This window comes from Hominimerdicola alba, from assembly GCF_900112155.1.
GTDB lineage: Bacteria > Bacillota > Clostridia > Oscillospirales > Ruminococcaceae > Hominimerdicola > Hominimerdicola alba_D.
In genome coordinates, this window is record NZ_FOKQ01000023.1 from 1 (window position 1) to 19,934 (window position 19,934).

The window sequence follows — 19,934 nt, forward strand, 5'->3', positions numbered from 1 at the left end:
ATCCATAACTTGGTTCATTTCTTGAACATAACTTTATGAAATACTGAGATTTCGCGAGTATTTACGAGATTTTACAAGATATTTTGAGGAGGAAATAAAAATGACTTGTTTTGAAGAACTGAAAAGAAGAGGACTCATCGCACAGATGACCGATGAAAAGGAGCTGGAGGAGCTTATCAACAATGGTAAGGCTACTTTCTATATCGGATTCGACCCCACCGCTGACAGCCTTCATGTTGGTCACTTCATGGCACTTTGCCTGATGAAGAGACTTCAGATGGCAGGCAACAAGCCCATCGCACTGGTAGGCGGCGGCACCGGTATGATAGGTGACCCCTCCGGCAAGACCGATATGCGTAAGATGCTTACTCCCGAGACCATCCAGCACAACTGCGAGTGCTTCAAGAAGCAGATGAGCAGATTCATTGACTTCTCCGACGGCAAAGCACTGATGGTAAACAACGGTGACTGGCTTCTGAACCTCAACTATGTTGACGTTCTCCGTGAGGTAGGCGCTTGCTTCTCGGTAAACAAGATGCTGACTTTTGAGTGCTACAAGCAGAGAATGGAGAGAGGTCTGACCTTCCTGGAATTCAACTACATGATAATGCAGTCCTACGACTTCTATAGACTGTTCCAGGATTACGGCTGTAATATGCAGTTCGGCGGTGATGACCAGTGGGCTAATATGCTGGGCGGCACCGAGCTTATCAGAAAGAAGCTGGGTAAGGACGCTTACGCTATGACCATCACTCTGCTGCTCAACTCTGAGGGCAAGAAGATGGGTAAAACCGAAAAGGGTGCTGTTTGGCTGGATGCTGAAAAGACTTCTCCTTACGATTTCTACCAGTACTGGAGAAATGTTGATGACGCTGACGTTATCAAGTGCCTCAAGCTGCTGACTTTCGTTCCTATCGAGGAGATCGAAGAGATGGAGCAGCACATGGAGGGTGCAGAGTACAACAAGGCTAAGACTCTGCTTGCTTATGAGCTGACAAAGATGATCCACGGCGAAGAGGAAGCTAACAAGGCTGATGCTGCAGCTAAGGCAATCTTCGGCGGCGGTTCTGACAGTGCTGATATGCCTACCACAACTCTTACTAATGATGATCTTGACGAGAACGGTCAGATCGGTATTCTCAATCTGCTGGTAAAAGCAGGTCTCTGCCCTTCCAACGGTGAGGCAAGAAGACTTGTTCAGCAGAACGGTATTGCTGTTAACGGAGAGAAGTTCACCGACCCCAAGGGCATGGTTGATCTCTCCGAGCAGGTTATCATCAAGAAGGGCAAGAAGGTATTCCACAAGGTGGTAAAGGGCTGATGGACGGAAAGGCTGTTCTGAAAAAGATCGCATTCAATTCCGTTCTTTTGGCTGTTGTGGGTGTAATTCTGGTGCCTGTCGGAATTCTTATGTTTACGACTTCGGTTCTGGCAGCGATAGCACTTGTTATAGGCGGTGGACTTATGGCGTTTTTCGGGATACGAAATAAAATGGATCCCTTTAAATCCAGTCCGCTGAAAGAAAACCCTGATCTGCTCACAATGGCTGATGAGCTTGCGGCTACTACTGTTTACCAGGATAAGTTCATTTGTATGTCGGAAAAGATGATGCGCTCAAAGAAAGATCCTTTGCATATCACCTATTTCGAAGAGATATACTGTATGTATATCCGCAAGGAGACAACAAATTTTATCCCCACAGGTAAGGATATCATGCTGCTTACTCCAAGGGGTGATCTGCGTATCAGTATCTACGCTCAGAAAAAAGACGTAGCAGATAAGATCGCAAACACAATCTTACAGCGTGCGCCCTATTGCAGGGTCGGCTATACTAATGAGAACCTTAATTATGCTCGAAGCATGAAAGAAAACTGGAAAGCCGGCCGCAGTTCAGGCGGAAATAACACTAATATGTGAGGGTAAGTCTTTATCGGCTTATCACGATGATGCTCCCATGCACATATTTGATATGATCAATAATCACTTTCTGCCCGAGGGTCATGCTCTCGGGCAGTATGATTAGGAATAAATTGTAAACTCTTGAAAATTCTATTGCATTGAATGTATACTTATGCTATAATGACCCAAAGGTGATGAATATGTACATCTGTCCTGTATGTAAAAATAAACTAAATAAGACTGGAAATTCGTGGAAATGCGCTAAAGGTCACAGTTTTGATATAGCCCGCAAGGGTCATGTTAATCTGCTGACTACCGCGAAGCACAACCCGAAGACCGCAGGCGATAATGCTGAAATGGTCAAAGCGAGAACCGAATTTCTCGATAAGGGCTATTACAGACCTCTCGCTGAGAAAATAAGGGAGATAGCATCGGCTGAACTTCAGGATATAAAAAATCCGACCATTATTGACAGCGGATGCGGTGAGGGATTTTATACAACAGAGCTTTCCAATATCAAAAATGCCGGAATCTTTGGCATAGATATCTCAAAACACGCGGTGGCACACTGCATGACGAGGGTAAATCTAGCAGGGATAAAAAACTGCGAGTTTGCGGTGGCATCCTCCTTTGATCTGCCTTTTGCTGATAAAAGTGCTGATGCCGTGATAAGTGTTTTCGCTCCTGTTTGCAACGACGAATATCACCGTGTTCTGAAAAAAAGCGGAAAACTCATAGTTGTTTCGCCGTCGCCAAGGCATTTGTTCGAGCTGAAAGCGGCAGTCTATGATAAGCCCTATGAGAACAAACCCAACGACTACCATCTCGACAGATTTGTTAAGGAGAATGAGACAGTTTTTGAATACACAGCTGAGCTTTCTTCGCAGAAAGACATCTTCGATCTGTTCATGATGACACCATATTTTTATAAGACTTCCGAAGAGGGTATATCAAGGTTGAAAGCGCTTGAAAGCATAGAGGTCAACTGCGGATTTGTTATTCAGGTCTATCGTAGAAAATAGTTAAAATAAGCATATATGAAAAGAGGGGGATATATGGATAGAGAATTATTCTGCAAAGGCTATACATGGGGCTTTTTCAGCAGAGAAGGAGAGCTGTTTACCGATAACGCAGAACAGTCCATGAGACGGCTTGCATCAAATGGACTTGACTGGATATGTATAACTGTCAACGGCTGGCAGGAGACATTTTTCAGCACCACTGTATTCTCCTTTTATGGTATGACTCAGACCGATGCTGAAATTGAGCACGCAGTAAAGCTTGCAAAATCTCTCGGTTTGAAAGTTTGCCTGAAACCAATGGTCAACTGCCTTGACCGCTCGTGGCGGGCGAGGATAGATTTCCCCACTGAAGATGGCTGTGACTACTGGAAAAAGTGGTTCAGTTCCTATAACAGATTTATGCTGTACTACGCAAAAATGGCTGAAAATCTTGGCTGCGAGATGCTTTGCACAGGCTGTGAGATGGCTGGTATGGACAAGCAAAGCAGTTACTGCCGCGACATGATAAGCCGTGTGAGAAATGTCTACCACGGGATAATCATGCACAACATAAATCACGGCGATGAGTTCAGGTTTGATTGGCTTAGTGAGGTGGATGTTATCGGTATAAGCGGTTACTATCCCGTTACCGACGGTGAAAATACGGGTATAGAATTCATGCGAAATCGCTGGGCAGATGTAGTTTTGCGGCTGGAAAAATGTCATGAAAAGTACAGTAAGCCAATTATGTTTGCAGAAATTGGTGTCCGCAGTGAGCAAGGCTGTTCGGCTTATCCATGGGATTTCCATGACCGTCCCGAAAAGCCGACTGACGAACAGGAACAATCCGATTTTTATGAGAGCGCCATGGAAGCCACATGGGATAAACCTTGGTTCTGCGGATATTTCTGGTGGGACTGGAAAGCTGTCATTCCTCCCGAGGATAAAGCAAAGGAAAACCGCGATTTTACAGTATACGGAAAGCTTGCCGAGAAAACTCTCAAAAAATGGTATACATCTAAATAAAGTATGCTGTCCTGCTCTTTTTGACAGGACAGCTTTTTTTATAGGAATTAGAAAAAAAGAGCCGACCGCATTTAACGGTCAGCCCTTGAGAGACATTCTTATTTGCTCAGCTTGCTCTCTCTCATGATGATATCCTCTCTCTTAGGACCATTGGATACCATTGTGATGGGGAAGCCGATCTTTTCTTCAACGAACTCGATGTACTTGCGGCAGTTTTCAGGAAGATCTTCATACTTGCGTATACCGCCGATATCACTCTTCCAGCCGTCCAGTACTTCCAGAACCGGCTTAGCCTTTTCAAGCTTGCCCGTGGTGGGGAAGTCAGTTGTAACCTTGCCGTCTATCTCGTAACCAACGCATACAGGGATCTTATCAAGATAGCCCAGTGCATCGACAACGGTGAAAGCTACATCGGTTGTGCCCTGGATACGGCAGCCGTACTTGGAAGCTACGCAGTCAAACCAGCCCATTCTTCTGGGTCTGCCTGTTGTTGCGCCGTACTCGCCCTTGTCACCGCCGCGCTTTCTCAGCTCTTCAGCCTCGTCGCCGAATATCTCGGAAACAAATGCGCCTGCGCCAACTGCGGAGGAATAAGCCTTACATACTGTAACGATCTTCTTGATCTCATAAGGAGGGATACCTGCGCCAATCGCGCCGTAAGCCGCAAGAGTGGAAGAAGAAGTTACCATAGGATAGATGCCGTGGTCAGGGTCTTTCAGTGAACCAAGCTGACCTTCCAGCAGAATGTTCTTGCCTTCCTTGATAGCGTTCCACAGGTAAGCGGAAACATCGCATACATAAGGCTCTACCATCTTCTTGTATTCCATCAGTGTATTGAACAGCTCGTTCTCATCGATGGCGGGCTTGTTGTACATATATTTCAGCAGGATATTCTTCTGCTCCAGAACTCTATGGATCTTTTCCTTGAGAGCTTCCTCGTCGAACAGCTCCTGAACCTGGAAACCGATCTTTGCGTACTTATCGGAATAGAAAGGTGCAATACCTGATTTTGTAGAACCGAAGCTTGCCTTGCCCAGTCTTTCTTCCTCAAATTTATCGAAATCAACGTGGTAAGGCATGATCATCTGAACTCTGTCGGAGATCAGCAGCTTGGGCATAGGTACGCCCTGAGATGTAACCTCGTTCAGTTCCTTAAAGAACTTAGGTATATCGAATGCTACACCGTTGCCGATGATATTTGTGGTGTGATCGTAGAATATGCCTGACGGGAGAGTGTGAAGTGCAAACCTGCCATAGTGATTATGTATGGTATGACCTGCGTTTGCGCCGCCCTGAAATCTTATAACGATATCAGATTCCTGCGCCATCATGTCCGTGAGCTTGCCCTTGCCCTCGTCGCCCCAGTTTGCGCCAACAATTGCTCTTACCATTTGTAAATTTCCTCCTTGCTGTTAAGCGGGATCATGTAAATTAATGATTTAGCGTGCTGCTATGTGAAAATATCCCATACCAACACCAATATATTATAGCACATAATTCCTGCCTTGTAAACACTTGAAACGATTTTTAACATTTTCATAATAATTTTCGTGTGAGAGCCTGTTTTAGATAAAAAAATTTCAAAAAACCCTTGCAAAAATCCCGCTGTTATATTATAATAGTATTTAGCTAAAAAATGAACGGCAGATAAAGATATAGGCCGCACCATGCGATTCATGCAGTTAAGGCTGTGTGAAGCTGCATTTTTCATAAGGAGAGTATGAATGAGACCATACAGAATTTCAGCGCTTTTGATAGCAGGAGCGCTTTTGCTGCCGCTTGCCGGCTGTTCTAACAAAACAGGTGACAGCAGCGGCTCGGATAATGCCTCCTCCGCTAAAGAAACCAAGGCAGTGGCGGACAAGGTTGAACTTAAAGATTATAAATTTCCCGAGTTTCTTAAAGGTATAAAACAGCCCGATTCTCTCAGCAGTCCCGTTTATGTGAGCTTTGCTTTATCCGAATATTTAAGCGAAGTCACTGAACAGCCTTTTGAGGGATATGAATGTACCGGTAAGATAGGGAACATCTTTTATATTTTCTCCGAGGGCAAGTATAAAGGAATTATTGATAAAAACGGAAAAGTAGTTCTGAAAGCTGATAAATATACAACTATAAATCTGTGTACACCGAGTATGCTTATGCTTTCGATGGACAAAGAGCTGAATGCACCCGAGGAGTATATGTCATTCAATGTACTTGGCTATATCAACCCAGCAGAAGCTCCCGATTTTAAATCGGATCATATCAGCATTGAAGAAGAGACCAGAAACAGACCCTCATCAGATGATGAAGATGACGGAAATTATAAGGTCTATAATCTTGTACTTGATGATGGTCAAAAAGTCGGCGAGGGTTCTTCCTATGTTGACTGGGATAAGATCGAGAGCGTTTCAGCCCAGTCGATAAATACTTCCCGTCCCTATAATGCATATTACAGGGTACAAAAAGGGGAGGAGATATATTACATCTGCTTCGACCGTTTCTATAACTATACTATATATAACGGCGCTTACGGCTTTGTCAGAATGAAAGTCGGCGATGGATACGGCGGATGTTATATCCTTGACCACGAGGATTATTCCGAACTCAATAAGCTGATCGAAAGTTTCGGCGAATCGGGACCTGTTAAATCCCCAAGCAAGGATACTGGTCTTGATTATGTTCAGATAGAGACCGGATACGGCACTGATGATATTGTCACCATGACTATTTCAGCCGATGGCTACTGCTTCACAGACCATCTGGGCAGCGGTGATCAGCAGCCACAGAAGTATTTCACAATTCTCGATAAGGAAAGCTTTGTCAGCCTTGTAAAATGGGTAGATCAAGTGCTTTCGGAAGAATATGAAAAATGAGGACTGATTTTGCAGGAAAATGCAGTTTTTCCTGCAAAATTTTCTGTTTTGGGCGTGATAAGCATTGACAAGTACGTTTTGTTGTGCTATTATATTATGTGCAGGTTTTTTTGATGAAGGATAGATTCGGAAATTTCAGCATATGATAATATATGGTTTAATGCCTGCAAACAATCCAGCACATATCTGCGGCTGTTTGTATTAATTTAGAAAAAATCCGTGGAGACGGTATATATGGAGGACAAAATGAGTTTATTTGACGCGATAGTACAGGGTATAATTCAGGGTTTGACAGAATTTCTGCCGGTGTCCAGTTCGGGACATCTTTCGCTGTATCAGCATTTTACAGGCAATAGCGGCGAGGGTGCGCTTTTGTTTTCGGCAATACTCCATCTTGGTACCCTGGTCGCTGTGTTCATAGCTTTCAGAAAAGATATTCTGGAACTCATAAAAGAGTTGGGCAATATCTGTTCTGATATCTTTAATGGCAGTTTCACCCTTAAAGATATGAACCCTCAGCGTCGTATGATTTTTATGATAATAGTATCCTGTCTTTGCCTTGCGCCTTTTGCAATTTTCAAAGACTGGTTTGAATCTATCGGTGAGGACAGTTCTATATTTGCTGAGGGACTTTGCTTCCTTTATACAGCTGCTATACTGTTTATGTCTGACAGATGCACAAAAGGCAATAAAAAAGCAGGAGATATCACTGTAAAGGATTCTGTCACAGTCGGACTTTTTCAGGGCGTGGCACTTCTGCCCGGTGTATCAAGATCCGGTTCTACTATCTCTGCAGGACTATTTTCTGGATTCTCACGTGAAACTTCCGTAAAGTATTCCTTCATTCTCGGAATACCCGTTATACTTCTCAGTTGTCTTCTTGAAGTATTTAAGTATATCAAAAAGGTTATGGACACGAACGTTGAGGTTGAAAAAGTAGGCTTTGCTAACTGTGCTGTCGGATTTGTTGTTGCAGCTATAGTGGGTGTGCTTGCTATCAAGCTTGTCAGCTGGCTGGTGAAAAGCGATAAGTTCAAGGTGTTCTCCTACTACACCTTTATTCTCGGAACAGTGGTGCTCGTTGTCGCGTTCATCGAATTCTGCATGGGTCATCCCATCAGTTTCTGATAATTACATATTTGCGAAGAAGCTTGATATCGGGGGCTGATATTTCAGCACTTGTGATGATTCAGGCTTTTTGCAGTTTTTTGAAGTATAAGAAAAATCACTATATTTAATGAAAGGAAAGTGTTTAAATGGCAGCAAATGCCCCGGGTTCTAAAACAACCGGAAGACCGGCTCAGAAAAAACAGACGGCCCAGAGCTCACCGAAAGTAAGCAAGGCAGCACAGGATGCACTCAATGCTGCCAGAGAAAGAGAGTTCAGACGCTTCTGGTCATACATACTGTTCTTCACAGGCGTGCTGGAACTTTTCATTACGTTCATAAAGGGCGATGGCCTGTGGCGTGCACTGCATGACCTCAACCGCGGACTTTTCGGCGTGGCTGTGTTCCTGTTTGCCCCTATGATGATATATGTTGCGCTGATGATAGCGTCAAATACAAAGAAAAATACTGTTGTTGCCAAGTGTGTGGAGGGCGGTGTGCTCATGTTGCTTTCAAGCGGCATGGTGCAGATATTGCAGGTAGGTTCAGTTCAGGGCGGTAACTTTTTCAAGAAGCTGAAAGGTCTCTACGATGACGGCGTTGAACTTCGCGGTGGCGGACTTGCCAGCGCTGTGCTTGGCTGGCCTCTTCTTGCGGCATTCAAAAGGCTTGGAGCTTCCATTATTATCCTGCTGATAGCATTTACTTTTATACTTCTGCTCACCGACCTTACTCTGCCTCAGCTGTTCAAGCTTCTTTCAAGACCTTTTGTAGCCTCGGTAGAAGCAGTTCGTACTGACAGGGTGGAACGTGTAGTCGCAAGGCAGGAGAGGGAAGGTCAGTTAGGTAACGGCGATAATGAAATGAGACGCAGACCGGGACTTCCTGCACCTGCTGCTATGGACGAGCCTGTTCAGCGCGGCAAACAGCGTGTTGATTTTGCAAAATTCGTTACTGATGATGATACGGTTGCAGAACATGAAGTTGAAGAGATAATCGATAATGGCGAAACTATTGTCGACGATATCAAGCCTTCAAGAAAGAAGCGCGATCTTTCCAAGGCTGAGGAAGTTTCCGTTGAGATAATCGAGGAAGAAACTCCCGATGACAGCGAAGACCGAGAAGAACTCAAAAAGATCATTGAAGCGGCTGTAAACCGTAAGAATTCTCCTGCTTCGGATAACGAGGACAAGCCCGATCTTCCCAAGGTTGTAAATATAAACAGCAAGGGTCAGACTACGATGTTTGAAGAGGACGAAAAGATCCCTGTTTATGTGAACCCGCCTGTTGATGTGCTTAAATATCCAAAAAAGAAGATCGATAAGGCGATAATAGAAGCCGAGATACAGGAGAAATCCCGCAAACTGGTGGAAACTCTGGAAGTATACGGAGTAAAGACACGAATCACAGGCATTTTCAGAGGCCCTTCGGTAACACGTTATGAACTTCAGCCTGCAGCAGGTGTCAAAGTTGCGAAGATACTCAGCCTTGCTGACGATATCGCACTTAATCTTGCGGCGCTGAGCATACGTATCGAAGCTCCTGTTCCCGGAAAGCCATGTGTTGGTATCGAAGTTCCGAATGATGTGAGAGATCCTGTTTCTCTACGTGAGCTTATCGACAGTGATGAATACCGTAATGCCAAGGGTAAGCTAACTTTTGCCGTCGGCAAAGATATTGAGGGCAAGATAGTTGTGGGCAATATCGCGAAAATGCCCCACCTTCTTGTTGCCGGTACTACAGGTTCCGGTAAGTCGGTGTTCACCAACTCTATTATCATGAGTGTGCTGTATCATGCTTCACCCGAAGAAGTAAAGCTTATCCTTATCGACCCCAAAATGGTCGAATTCAAGCTTTATGACAGGATACCTCATCTGCTTATCCCTGTTGTGACCGACCCGCTTAAAGCCGCAGGTGCTCTCGGTTGGGCAGTTAACGAGATGAACAAGCGCTACAAGATGTTCGAGGCTAACAACGTCAAGAATCTTGAAGAATTTAACGAGATGCTTACAGCTGAACATTCTAAGCCTGTTGATGAGATTGATCCCATGTTTGCCAAAATGAAGCTCATGCCCCAGATTCTTATCGTTATCGATGAGTTTGCCGATCTTATGATGGCAGCAGGCAGTGAGGTCGAGGATTCTGTTATCAGGCTGGGACAGCTTGCCCGTGCTGCGGGTATACACATGGTAATCGCTACGCAGTCCCCGAGAAAGGACGTTATTACAGGTCTTATCAAGTCGAATATTCCCTCCCGAGTTTCCCTTAGCGTATCCAGTAACGTGGATTCACGAGTTATCATGGATCAGGGTGGTGCTGAGAAGCTTCTGGGTAACGGAGACCTGCTGTACAAGCCTGTTGGTGTCAAGACACCTATACGTATACAGTCGGGCTTTGCTGATACTCCCGAGATAAAATCTGTCGTAGAGTTCCTTAAAAGTGAACATTCAGCGGAATACAGCGCTGATATCATGGCAGAGGTCGAGGAGAATATGCCAAAGCCCAAGGAAGACAAGAAGAGCGGCGGAAACAGTGATTCCGAAGACGTTATTATCAATCCTGATGATGATCTGATCGATCAGGCCATAACCGTTATTGTTTCCACCGGTAATGCTTCAACATCATATTTACAACGTAAGCTGAAACTGGGCTTTTCTAGAGCTTCCAGAATTATGGATCAGATAGAGGAAATGGGCATAATCGGACCTCAGGAAGGCGCAAAGCCCCGAAAGATCAACCTTACCGAGGAAGAATGGCTTGAAATGCGTGCCAGAAGATAAGGTGCTTTACAATGGCTGATAAAAAAGGTAAAAAGAGCAGTCCGCCCCCGAAAAAGGTAAGTGGGCTTTCCATAAAGCAAAGAGTGCGGCTCATACTGCTGATACTAGTATTATTTGCCGCAGGAGTAGTCTGGATCTTACATTATTTTCAAATAATATCCGTTCAGGATATTATGGTGAAGCTTGGTCTTGCTGACCGACCAGCCACCCGCTCAGATCTTGAAGTCCACATCATTGATGTGGGTCAGGGCGACTGCATACTTGTGGCATCGCAGGGACAGATAATGCTGATTGACAGCGGCGAGCGAGATGAAAGCAATGCCGTCGAGGCTTATCTTCTGAGACACGGCATCCACCACATTGATAGACTTATAGCCACACACCCGCATTCAGACCATATAGGCGAAATGGCTGAGATAATATATACTTTCGATGTTGACAGCTTCATGATGCCACGTATCCCCGATGATTACGTACCTACTACCAAGTGCTACGAGAATATGCTGAAAGCTGTTGATGTAAGGAACGTCTCGGTGATGTCACCTGAGGATACGAGTTTTAAACTTGGGTGCTGTGATGTGCAGATATTTACCTCAGGCGTTGAGGATTCAGAAAATCTCAATAATTATTCCTTGATAGTCAAAGTCGTACACGACAAAAACAGTTTCCTGTTTACTGGTGACTGCGAGAATGAGGAAGAGAAAACTCTGCTGGATAAGGGCGTTGATCTTAAAGCGAAAGTCCTCAAAGCCGCTCATCATGGCAGCTCGACTTCTTCCTCAGCTGATTTTCTCGATGTTGTTGATCCCGAATACGCTGTTATTTCCTGTGGAAAAGCCAATGATTACGGGCACCCCCATAAAGAGACAGTAAGGCGGATTTCAAAATACGCTCGAAATACCTATATCACATCACGTGATGGCAGTGTAGTTTTCATTTCGGACGGCGAGGGACTTACCGTTGAATGTGAGAGGGATAAAAATTGAGATTTACGGTGGATAGAATAGAAGGTGCATTAGCAGTCTGTGAGGACAGCGAGGGCACTATGATAAATATTGATCTGAAAAAACTTCCCCCCGATGTGAAAAGCGGAGATGTGATGGCTTTCAGGGACGGACGTTTTACTAAGGATATAGCAGCAACATCCGAAAGACGTGCTGAGATCTCAGCATTGCAGAAAAAATTGTTGGGAAAGTCTACCGATTGAAATTGCATACGCTTATCTTAATTGATAACGCGGTATGCATTGAAATGGAGTGATATTTATGAACAGAGATCTGTTTTCGGTCATAAAGAATAAGCTTCCGAGCCTTTCAAAGGGTCACAAGCTCATCGCAAACTACATACTTTCGCAGTATGATAAGGCTGCGTTTATGACCGCGCAGAAACTGGGCAAAACAGTAGGTGTCAGCGAATCAACTGTGGTCAGATTTGCTTCCGAACTGGGTTATGACGGTTATCCCGAACTGCAAAGGCAGCTCCAGGATCTTATGCGCAACAAGCTGACTGCGGTTCAGCGTATCGAAGTTAGCTCTGAGCAAATGAACGGCGAGGACGTTCTCCAGCGAGTGCTTAACCAGGATATCGACCGTATCCGCGCAACGCTGAATGAGACCAACAAGAACGATTTCAATCATGCCGTTGATCTTATCACATCGGCTAATACAATATATATCATCGGCACAAGGAGCTCTGCGGCGCTGGCTTATTTTCTGAACTATTATCTGAACTTGCTTTTCCCCCACGTAAAGCTCGTTCCAAGCACCACAACATCTGAGCTTTTTGAGCGTATCATGCGCATCGACAAAGATGATGTCATGATAGGTATCTCATTTCCAAGATATTCTAATCAGACGGTGAAAGCGCTGAAATACTCAAAGACCAATGGTGCGAAAGTTATCGCCATAACAGATTCGACCAGCTCCCCGCTTACAGATTATGCGGACGCACTTCTGCTTGCCAAGAGTGATATGGCTTCCTTTGCCGATTCATTAGTTGCGCCGCTTAGTCTTGTAAATGCACTTATTGCCGCAATTTCTATCAGGAATGTGGACCTTGTGACACAGACTTTCGGCAAGCTGGAAAAGGTCTGGGAAGATTTTGACGTATACGCAAAAAACACTGAGAATACGGAGAATAACGATGCCAACGAAGAAGTATGATGCAGTTATAGTCGGCGGCGGTGCGGCAGGACTTTTCTGCGGTGCTCAGCTTGCAACACTTGGCAAAAGCACTGTTATTATCGAGAAAAACGAGCGTTTCGGAAGAAAGCTCCGTATCACTGGAAAAGGCAGATGTAATGTAACCAATAATTGTGATGTTGAAACCGTGATGAAGAATATCCCGCGCAATAATCGCTTTATGTATTCTTCACTCAGCAGATTCACCCCAGAGGAGGCTATGGCATTTTTCGAAGGAATTGGCGTTCCGCTGAAGACCGAGCGCGGCAACAGGGTATTTCCTGTAAGTGACAGCGCCCATGATATCGCCGATGCATTGGTCAAATTCTGTCTGGACTGCGGCGCTGAACTTGTCAGCGGGGAAGTGACTTCACTTATCATCGAGGACGGATGTGCTGTTGGTGTAAGGTGCGGCGATAAGGAATACCGCGGCGGCAGCGTGATAATCGCTACAGGCGGACGTTCCTACCCGAAAACTGGTTCGGATGGCTTTGGCTATAAGCTTGCAAAATCAGCAGGACATCATGTAACGCCGATAACGCCCTCACTATGTCCGATAGTCACCGAGGAAGCCGAAGAATGTGCGGAAATGATGGGTCTCAGCCTTAAAAACTGCACTCTTTCGCTTCGTGAAGATAACAGTACCAAACCTCTGTACGAGGAACTTGGCGAGATGCTTTTCACTCATTTCGGGCTTTCGGGACCACTTGTTCTTTCGGCAAGCGCACATATCCGCGATATCGAAAAACACAGCTATCATATCGATATCGACCTTAAACCCGCACTTTCTAACGAACAGCTAGACGCACGTATCCTCAGGGATTTTTCTGATTTTCCGAATCGCGAGTTTGGCAATTCTCTCGGGAAACTACTACCTGCAAAGATGATACCGATCATCGTTGCAAGAAGCGGAATACCCTCTGAAAAGCGCGTTAATCAGATAACCCGCGAGGAAAGGCGTTCTCTTGTGGAAGTCATCAAAAAGCTGACTTTTAAGGTCAAGCGGCTTCGTCCGATAGATGAAGCGATAATCACCCGCGGCGGTGTTGAGCTATCCGAGATCGATCCGAAAACTATGCAGTCAAAGCTGTGTAATAGCCTATACTTCATCGGTGAGATACTCGATCTTGATGCCTACACAGGCGGCTTCAATTTGCAGATAGCTTGGTCTACCGCTTATGCCTGTGCGCAGGCTGTTGAGTATACAGAGTAATAAATGAATTCATGTTTCGGCTTTATTGACAGCTGAATACTATATAAGGAGTTGTAAATATGGGAATTAATATCGCACTTGACGGACCCTCCGGCGCAGGAAAATCAACTATTGCAAAGGCAGTTGCCGCTAAAATGCAGTATGTCTATGTTGATACAGGCGCTATGTACCGTGCTGTTGCCTGCTATATGGTGACTAGCGGGATCGACCTCGATGACACTTCCGCTATCATTGCAAAGCTGAACGAAATATCCATCAAGCTTGAATACAGAGACGGTGCTCAGCACGTTATTCTTAACGGTGATGATGTTTCCGATAAGATAAGAACACCTGAGATATCCATGGCTGCTTCAAAGACTTCTGCTATTCCCGAAGTCAGGACATTTCTTTTCGACTTACAGCAGACCATGGCCAAGGAGAATGATATCATCATGGACGGCAGAGATATCGGCACGGTAGTTCTGCCTAATGCTGATGTTAAAGTATTCCTGACTGCTTCTGCCGAGGAAAGGGCGAAACGCCGTTTCAAGGAGCTTCAGGAGAAGGGTGATCCCTCTACTTATGAGGAGGTTCTTCGTGATATCGAACAGCGCGATTACAACGATACACACCGTGAGACCGCGCCTCTCAAAAAGGCTGATGATGCTATCGAGATTGATACAACAAAGCTTGATCTTCAGCAGTCAATAGACGAGATTTGCCGAGTTATCACTGAGAAGCTCGGTGAAAAAAAAAATGATACTTCCGTGACCGAGAAAAAGGAAAGGGCTCCCAAGGCGATAATGGAAGTCCGCCCCATAACCAAGACCAATAAGGTCAACCCACTTAGAGTCTTGGTTTACGGTCTGCTGCGATGGATAACCATTGGTATCTATCATCTTTATTATGATATTAAGTGGGAGGGCGTTGAGAACGTTCCGAAAGACGGAGGAAATATTTTCGCTTCCAACCACCGCAGTTATCAGGACCCTGTTTTTATTGCACTTCACGCCCGCGTACCTTTGTCATATATGGCTAAGGAGGAGCTTTTTCAGGGAAACAAGGCTTTTAAACATCTGATAACAGCTTTGGGTGCATTCCCTGTAAGTCGTGGTAAGGGCGATACAGGCGCCATCGATACTTCTATCGAAAAGCTCCAGATCGGCAGAAATCTTGCCATTTTCCCCGAGGGTACCCGCTCTCTTGACGGTAAGGTAGGCAAGGGAAAAACAGGTGTGGCGCTTATCGCTGCTGTTGCCCAGACAAAGATAATACCTGTTGGCATTACCTTTGAGGGTAAACTGAAATTCCGCAAAAAAGTCAGAGTACGTTACGGTAAGCCCATCATACCTGCCGAAATCGGTGCGGATAATACCGACAGCAAGTCGTTGAGGGTTCTGAAAAATAAAGTCATGGAAGATATTACTAGTCTGGTGCATGAATAATGTTAACTGAGTGTAAAATTTTTGTTGCTAAAAGCGCAGGATTCTGTTTTGGTGTAGACAGAGCGATAAAAATGGTGTATAATGAATTAGATAACCGAAATAATATTGTAACGTTAGGTCCGATCATTCACAATCAGAACGTCGTTGATGACCTTAAAGCAAGAGGGGTGTATCCCGTAGAACTTGATGAGGTCAGAAATGGTCAGACAGTCGTGATACGTTCCCACGGCGTAGGCAGTGAAGTCTATGATAAGCTCAAAGAGCTTGGCGCTGAGATCGTTGATGCGACTTGTCCCTTTGTTGCAAAGATACATAATATAGCCAGTGAGAAATCTGCCGAAGGTCATGTGATACTGATAGCAGGTGATGCCAGTCATCCTGAGGTGAAAGGGATCATGGGACACTGTCAGGGCGAATGTTATGTGTTTGAAAATTGTGGCGAATTTGAAAATTTGGTGAAAAATGAAGATTTTTTGTCAAAAAAGGTTGCAATTTTAGCTCAAACGACGTATAATAAGAATATGTGGAAAGAATGTGTACCGCTTTTCAAAAAATATCTTCCCCATGCGGAGATATGTGAAACGATATGCAATGCCACCAATATCCGCCAGAACGAAGCTGAAGAGCTTGCAAAGAAAGCGGATATAATGGTGATAGCGGGCGGCAGACACAGTTCTAATACCCACAAGCTTAAGGCTATCTGCGAACAGCACTGCAAATGTGTACTCGTGGAGAATGCCGATGATCTGCGAAAATGCGGTCTTGACCTGACCGGTGCAAAATTTATCGGGATCTCTGCCGGTGCTTCGACACCCGGCTATATTATAAAGGAGGTACAGGACACTATGAGTGAACTGCTGAACAATGTTGACAATACTGTTGACGAAGAATTTAATCTGGAGGCGATCGATAAGACCCTCAAAAAAATATATCCGGGAGCGAAGGTAGAAGGCACTGTCGAATCTGTGAACGAAACCGAAGTCATCGTTGACATCGGAACCAAGCACACAGGCTATGTAGCACTTAGCGAGCTTACAGATGACCCCGGCAAGAAGCCTGCAGATATCGTAAGCGTTGGCGATACCATCGAGCTGATCGTTATCAAGACCAGCGATACCGACGGTACAGTAATGCTCTCCAAGAAGAGAGTTGACGCTGACAAGAGCTTCCAGAAGATCAAGGATGCTGCTGAGAGCGGCGAGATCCTTGAGGGTATCGTTACCAACGTAGTTAAGGGCGGCGTACTTGTTTCCGCTGACGGCGTTAAGGTATTCGTTCCTGCTTCTCAGGCTGCTCCCAGAAGAGATTTCGATCTCAACGATCTGCTCAAGCAGACTGTTAAGTTCAAGATCCTTGAGGTAAATGATGTTAAGCAGAGAGCTGTTGGCTCTGTAAGAGCTGTAGCAAGAGAAGAGAAGGCTGCTGCACAGTCCAAGTTCTTCGATACTGCTTCTGTAGGCGCTGAGATGGAAGGCGTTGTTAAGTCTATTACAGATTACGGTGTATTCGTTGATCTGGGCGGCGTTGATGGTCTGGTTAGAAGAGCTGACCTCAGCTGGAACAGAATCAAGCATCCTTCCGATGTTGTTTCTATAGGCGACACTGTTACCGTTAAGATCAAGGACATCGATCCCGAGACCAAGAAGGTATCTCTTACATACAAGAAGGATTCCGAGAATCCTTGGGAGATCTTTGTTAACAACTACGAGGTAGGTCAGGACGTTAAGGCAACTATTGTTTCTATCACCTCTTTCGGTGCATTTGCACAGATCATTGATGGCATCGATGGTCTTATCCACATCTCTCAGATCGCTAATCAGAGAGTAAATAACGTTGCTGATATACTTGCTGTAGGCGATGTTGTTGACTGCCGCATCACTGAGATAGATGCTGATAAGAAGAGAATCAGCCTCTCCAGAAGAGCTCTGCTCGATGATGAGGAAACTGAGGAGACCGACGCTGAATAATCAGCATTAATTTAATGGGGACGGTCAACGTCCCCATTTTTTTGTGAAAAATATAGAGCTGAACCGTTTGTTAATGTGTTTTTGGCGTATGTAAACTAAGTATAATGTACGGTTTTTGTTAGTTTACCGCTCCATATTTTGTGAGCAAGAGTCTTGCATTATTCAATAAAATATGGTATAATATATATTGATATATAATGTTTGCGGTTAAACGCAGTCAGTATTGGAAGGTCTTATTTTATGGAACAAAAAAGAAGAAATAAAACAAAACATAGAAGACGAGGAACACATCCTGTAGTTCATGTACTGAAAGCTATGGGTACGCTTCTTCTGTCGATTTTTCTGATAATAATAATCACTCTGTCCATCTTCGGTACAGTGCTTACTATCTACGTTCTTAATTTTGCAGATACTACTACAGATATCATGCTCGAAAAGAGTGTTGAAAGTAATATCACCAGATTCCTTTATGATAATCCCGATTATGATGAGGAAACAGATGACCCGAAGGATAAGTATGTGCTGTATTATACCATGAGGAATGAGTATAGACATCAGCTTTGGGTCGATCTTGATCAGATACCTCAGGTAGTACAGGATGCTTTTGTTTATACCGAGGACGAGCGTTTTTACGCCCATGACGGTGTTGACTTCAAGAGTACTTTTGCCGCTTTTGTAAATGTTTTCCTGCCTAACCGTGCTTCACGAGGCGGTTCAACTATTACTCAGCAGACTATTAAGAACCTGACAGGTGATGATGCCAGATCAGGCGTTCAGGGTATCGAAAGAAAGATCCGTGAGGTTTTCCGTTCAATAAACGTTGAGAAGACCTATACTAAGGAAGATATCCTCGAGATATACCTGAACGTTGTTCCGCAGAATACTCAACACGATGATATAGTTGGTGTACAGTCTGCTGCAAATTTTTATTTCGGCAAAGATGTTTCTGAACTTGATCTTGCTGAGGCAGCTTGTCTTGCGGGAATGAATAACGCACCTGGATTAAATAACCCTATTGATAATATTGAGAATAATAATATAAGACGTCAGCACTGTCTTGAGCGTATGCTGATAAATGGTGCTATCTCATCTGAAGAGTATAATGAGGCTCTTAATGAACCTCTGGAACTTGCAGGAAATTTTGACTATTCCAGCGAAACTATTTATGATGGTGAGCTTGAAGATCAGGGAATTACCGACTGGTATCTCGATGCTGCTATCGAAGAAGCTGAAGAAAGAATAGCTGACGATAAAGGTATTGAAATAAAGGAAGCAAGAGAGCTTCTTTATAACGGTGGTTATACTGTATATACTAATGTAGATATCGATATGCAGCACAAAGTCGAAAAGAAAATGCAGGATGCCAGCAATTTCACTACATGGTATATGGATCCCGAGGACGATACGTTATGGTCTGGCTTTGTTTGCATGGACTATAACGGCAATGTTCAGTGTGTAGTCGGCGGGCGTAACGAAAAAACTGAGTCACGTAACCTTTATCTGGTAACACACGCTAAGCGTCAGCCCGGTTCATGTATGAAGCCTATTGGTTCTTATGCTCCTGCGTTAGATCAGGATCTTATGACTATGACTTCTTACTTTAACGATTCACCTATAGAGATCGAAGTTGAGGGAGGAAAGAAAGAGAAGTGGCCTGTAAACTACTCCGAATTTGATGCAAGTCAGGGTAACTGGTCATATAAGGATCTTTTCACTTATCAGATGCTTCTTAAATCTCTTAATACTATGCCTGCACAGCTTGTTAAGCAGATGACTCCTGCTTATTCTTATAATTTTATGAAGTCAAAGCTTGATGTTACATCTCTAAATGAGAACGACTGCGACTGGTCGGCAGTAACTGTTGGTGGTATGGACGAAGGTATCACCCTTGAAGAACTTGTCGGAGCTTATATGATATTCGGCAATGGCGGCAAAAAGTACGATGTAAGCTATATTTATAAGATCGAGGATGCCGCTGGTAAAGTTCTGTATGAGAAAACCGATGGTTATAAGCAGGCTATCGCTGACAGTACAGCTTATATCATGAACCGTATGATGCAGTACGTTATCAATGATAAGGAAGGTACAGGTAGATACGCTAAGCTTAAAAAGACGGATCTTGTCGGTAAGACTGGTACTTCGTCATCCTGGAACGACCTTAACTTTGTAGGTTGTACTCCCGATTACGTTTCGGGTATATGGATAGGCTATGAAAATCCTGAGACTATTCCTACAAACGATTATCAGAATATTGGTGAGATTTGGAAGAATATCTTCGGTGATATCGCTGATTCGGAAGAACACAAGAGTTTCGATGATACATTCCCAATGCCCGATACTGTTGTAAAGCTTAACTTCTGTACAACATCCGGTCTCATAGCAACCGATCGCTGCGGAAGTCAGCAGGTAGGTTACTTTAAGGCATCAAACGTTCCCGGTTATTGTTACCACTAAAGCTATTTACCGTTAAGTTGATGGT

The 19,934-nt window shown here is 44.4% G+C and carries 15 protein-coding genes; 14 read left to right on the forward strand and 1 reads right to left on the reverse strand.

Translation table 11 applies throughout. From position 1 onward, the window contains the following. The first annotated feature begins 100 nt into the window (after positions 1-100). From tyrS to BM265_RS12515, 4 genes are all read left to right on the forward strand, one after another. Positions 101-1,321 (forward strand): tyrosine--tRNA ligase, encoded by a 1,221-nt coding sequence (tyrS, locus tag BM265_RS12500; protein WP_074962151.1) that lies wholly within the window; start codon positions 101-103, stop codon positions 1,319-1,321. Further along, positions 1,321-1,917: a hypothetical protein gene (locus BM265_RS12505; RefSeq protein ID WP_074962152.1), complete on the forward strand. Its 597-nt coding sequence runs from the start codon at positions 1,321-1,323 to the stop codon at positions 1,915-1,917. The genes tyrS and BM265_RS12505 overlap by 1 nt, the downstream gene beginning before the upstream one ends. 176 nt (positions 1,918-2,093) lie before the next feature. Beyond that, on the forward strand, positions 2,094-2,921 hold the full coding sequence (locus BM265_RS12510; RefSeq protein WP_242940847.1) for a methyltransferase domain-containing protein: 828 nt from the start codon (positions 2,094-2,096) through the stop codon (positions 2,919-2,921). A gap of 33 nt (positions 2,922-2,954) precedes the next feature. Next, entirely contained in the window at positions 2,955-3,926 is a 972-nt protein-coding gene (locus BM265_RS12515) for a glycoside hydrolase family 113 (protein WP_074962153.1), read from the forward strand. Positions 3,927-4,024: 98 nt separating this feature from the next. Here BM265_RS12515 and BM265_RS12520 read toward each other — a convergent pair whose 3' ends face one another. Beyond that, entirely contained in the window at positions 4,025-5,317 is a 1,293-nt protein-coding gene (locus BM265_RS12520) for an adenylosuccinate synthase (protein ID WP_074962154.1), read from the reverse strand. A 333-nt stretch (positions 5,318-5,650) separates the two neighbouring features. On the opposite strand from BM265_RS12520, the gene BM265_RS12525 reads away from it, so the two are divergent. The 10 genes from BM265_RS12525 (at position 5,651) to BM265_RS12570 (ending at position 19,909) form a co-directional block, all read left to right on the forward strand. Beyond that, entirely contained in the window at positions 5,651-6,784 is a 1,134-nt protein-coding gene (locus BM265_RS12525; RefSeq protein WP_074962155.1) for a hypothetical protein, read from the forward strand. Between the two features lie 246 nt (positions 6,785-7,030). Beyond that, a complete protein-coding gene (locus BM265_RS12530; protein WP_074962205.1) occupies positions 7,031-7,912 on the forward strand; it encodes an undecaprenyl-diphosphate phosphatase in 882 nt (293 codons plus the stop codon). A 128-nt stretch (positions 7,913-8,040) separates the two neighbouring features. Then, complete coding sequence (locus BM265_RS12535; RefSeq protein ID WP_074962156.1) at positions 8,041-10,671, forward strand: DNA translocase FtsK; 2,631 nt, start codon at positions 8,041-8,043, stop codon at positions 10,669-10,671. Positions 10,672-10,682: 11 nt separating this feature from the next. Continuing rightward, on the forward strand, positions 10,683-11,657 hold the full coding sequence (locus BM265_RS12540; protein WP_074962157.1) for a ComEC/Rec2 family competence protein: 975 nt from the start codon (positions 10,683-10,685) through the stop codon (positions 11,655-11,657). A gap of 8 nt (positions 11,658-11,665) precedes the next feature. Continuing rightward, entirely contained in the window at positions 11,666-11,878 is a 213-nt protein-coding gene (locus BM265_RS12545; RefSeq protein ID WP_242940848.1) for a DUF3006 domain-containing protein, read from the forward strand. Positions 11,879-11,936: 58 nt separating this feature from the next. Further along, positions 11,937-12,833 carry a MurR/RpiR family transcriptional regulator gene (locus BM265_RS12550; RefSeq protein ID WP_074962159.1) on the forward strand — a complete coding sequence of 299 codons (897 nt, stop codon included), beginning with the start codon at positions 11,937-11,939 and terminating at the stop codon, positions 12,831-12,833. Continuing rightward, entirely contained in the window at positions 12,814-14,064 is a 1,251-nt protein-coding gene (locus BM265_RS12555; RefSeq protein WP_074962160.1) for a BaiN/RdsA family NAD(P)/FAD-dependent oxidoreductase, read from the forward strand. The genes BM265_RS12550 and BM265_RS12555 overlap by 20 nt, the downstream gene beginning before the upstream one ends. 59 nt (positions 14,065-14,123) lie before the next feature. Next, on the forward strand, positions 14,124-15,488 hold the full coding sequence (gene cmk, locus BM265_RS21015) for a (d)CMP kinase (RefSeq protein ID WP_074962161.1): 1,365 nt from the start codon (positions 14,124-14,126) through the stop codon (positions 15,486-15,488). Continuing rightward, a complete protein-coding gene (locus BM265_RS12565; RefSeq protein ID WP_074962162.1) occupies positions 15,488-17,455 on the forward strand; it encodes a bifunctional 4-hydroxy-3-methylbut-2-enyl diphosphate reductase/30S ribosomal protein S1 in 1,968 nt (655 codons plus the stop codon). Before cmk ends, BM265_RS12565 begins: the two co-directional genes overlap by 1 nt. Positions 17,456-17,695: 240 nt before the next feature. Next, the gene (locus BM265_RS12570) at positions 17,696-19,909 is read left to right on the forward strand and encodes a transglycosylase domain-containing protein (protein WP_074962163.1); all 2,214 of its coding nucleotides are present in this window, start codon (positions 17,696-17,698) and stop codon (positions 19,907-19,909) included. Positions 19,910-19,934 lie beyond the last annotated feature (25 nt).